The following is a 2,467-nucleotide window of genomic DNA, read 5'->3' on the forward strand; positions in this document are numbered from 1 at the left end:
CTTCTTGACGATGCCGATCAGCAGAAACAGGCCGATCAGCGCGATGATGGAAAAATCCAGCTTGAACAGCAGCAGGGCCAGCACAGCGCCCACGCCGGCCGAGGGCAGCGTAGACAACACCGTGATGGGGTGCACCAGGCTTTCGTACAGGATGCCCAGCACGATGTAGATGACTACCAGCGCCGCGAGGATCAGGAGCGGCTGCTCGTTTTGCGACTGCTGCGCGTTGAGGGCGGTGCCGGAAAAACTGCCGCGCACGTTGTTCGGCAACCGGATGTCGGCTTCCGCCTGGCGCGCCGCCGCCTCGCCGTCGCTCAGCGTGCTGCCTTCGGCGAGGTTGTACGAAACAGTTGTGGAAAGCTCGCCGTCTTCGTGGCTGACCGAGGCGGCCGTGGGGTTTTCGCTGAAGGTGGCAATGGCCGACAGGGGCACCATGTTGCTGGCCGAGGCGCTCAGGACCTGGCCCGACGAAGAGTCGCGCAGGGATGGATTGGCCACAGAGGTGGCGGTGGCCACCGTGGCTGCAGCCGGGGTGCCGGTGCTGCCGGTGTTGTTGCTTGTGGTGCTTGTGTTGCCTCCAGCCCCCCTGGCCGGCACATAGATGTCTTTCAGAGATTCTGGGCTGCGGGTGTAGCGCGGCGCCACTTCCATGATCACGTGGTACTGGTTGAGTTCAGCGTATATCGTGGCCACCTGGCGCTGGCCGAAGCCGTCATAGAGCGCGTTGTCCACATCGCGTGAGCTGATGCCCATGCGTGCCGCGCTTTCCTTGTCCACGGTGACCATGGTCTCCACGCCGTTTTCCTGCTGGTCGGTGTCCACGTCGGTCAGGGCACTTTGCAGCTTCATCTGGTCTGCCAGGCGCGTGGCCCACACACGCAAATCAGCCGCGTTGTCGCTTTTGAGCGTGTACTGGTAGGTCGAATTGGTCTGGCGGCCGCCGCCGCGCAGGTCCTGCACGGGGTTCAGGAAAAGGCTGACCCCGGTCACCCGCGCCAGCTGCGGGCGCAGCCGTGCAATCACGGCCTGGCCGGCTACGTCGCGTTGCCCCACCGGCTTGAGGTTGATGAACATGAAGCCGCCACCTGCGCGGGACCCGCCGGTAAAGCCCACCACCGTGTCCACGGCCGGGTCGGCGCGGATGATGTCGACCAGCTGCTTGAGTTTGCCCTGCAGCGCCTGGAATGAAATGCTGCGGTCGGCGCGCAGGCCCCCGTTGATCTGCCCGGTATCTTGCTGTGGAAAGAAGCCTTTGGGCGCCTTGACGAAGAGAAAACCGTTGAGCCCGATGACCGCCACCAGGATCAACATCACCAGGAGCTTGCTGTGCAGGGCCCAGTCCAGGCTCACTTCGTAGCTGCGGTGCACGCGGTTGAAGCCGCGCTCGAACCAGCGCGCCACAAAAGCAAAACGCCCTGGCTTTTTCTCGTGTGCGTCAGGCCTCAGCAACCAGGCGCACATCATGGGGGTGGTGGTCAGCGAGATGACCAGCGAGATCATCACCGCAGCAGACAGCGTGACCGCGAATTCGCGGAACAGCCGGCCCACCTGGCCGCCCATGAAGAGCAGCGGAATGAACACCGCCACCAGTGACAGGCTGATCGACAGCACCGTGAAGCCGACTTCGCGCGCGCCCAGCAGCGCGGCCTTGAAGCGGTCCATGCCGGCCTCGATGTGCCGGCTGGTGTTTTCCAGCACCACGATGGCGTCGTCCACCACAAAACCGGTGGCCACGGTAAGCGCCATCAGGCTCAGGTTGTTGAGCGAAAAGCCCAGCAGGTACATCACGCCGAAGGTGCCCAGCAAGGAGACGACGGTGGCCACGGCCGGGATGATGGTGGCACGGGCGCTGCGCAGGAAGGCGCTGACCACCAGCACCACCAGCACAATGGAAATCAGCAGCGTCACCTCGATCTCGTGCAGCGAGGAACGAATGGAGTTGGTGCTGTCGGAGGCTACCTGCAACTGCACGTCCTGCGGCAGGGCGGCCTGCAGCTCGGGAATCAGGGCGCGCACGCCGTCGACAGTGGCAATCACGTTGGCATCGGGCTGGCGCGTGACCAGAACAATCACCGCCGGCTCGCCGTTGAAAAGGCCGAGTGTGTTGATGTTTTCCACGCCGTCCTGCACCTCAGCCACGTCCTGCAGCCGGATGGCGGCATTGTTGCGCCAGGCCACCACCAGGTTGCGGTAGTCAGCGGCCTTGAGCCCGCCGGTGGCGGTGTTGGATCCCGAGTAGATCTGAAAGCGCTGGCCGTTCCCTTCGATGGCGCCCTTGGGCCGGTTGGCGTTGGACGCCTGCAGGGCGGCACGAACGTCTTCCATGGCCACGCCGTAGCGATTGAGTGCAAACGGCAGCAGTTCCACACGCACCGCCGGCAACGAGCCGCCTCCAAGTTCCACATCGCCGACACCCGGCACCTGGGCAATTTTTTGCTGCACGAGGTTGGAGACCTCGTCGTAGATC

1 protein-coding gene is annotated in these 2,467 nt (G+C 64.0%); it reads right to left on the bottom strand.

Translation table 11 applies throughout. From position 1 onward, the window contains the following. On the bottom strand, positions 1 to 2,466 hold a 2,466-nt coding region (locus tag AC1D0Z_RS19605; protein WP_477659849.1), incomplete at its 3' end, for an efflux RND transporter permease subunit. Between the last annotated feature and the right edge of the window lies 1 nt (position 2,467).

The sequence above is a fragment of the Polaromonas sp. P1_E3 genome, from assembly GCF_056405935.1.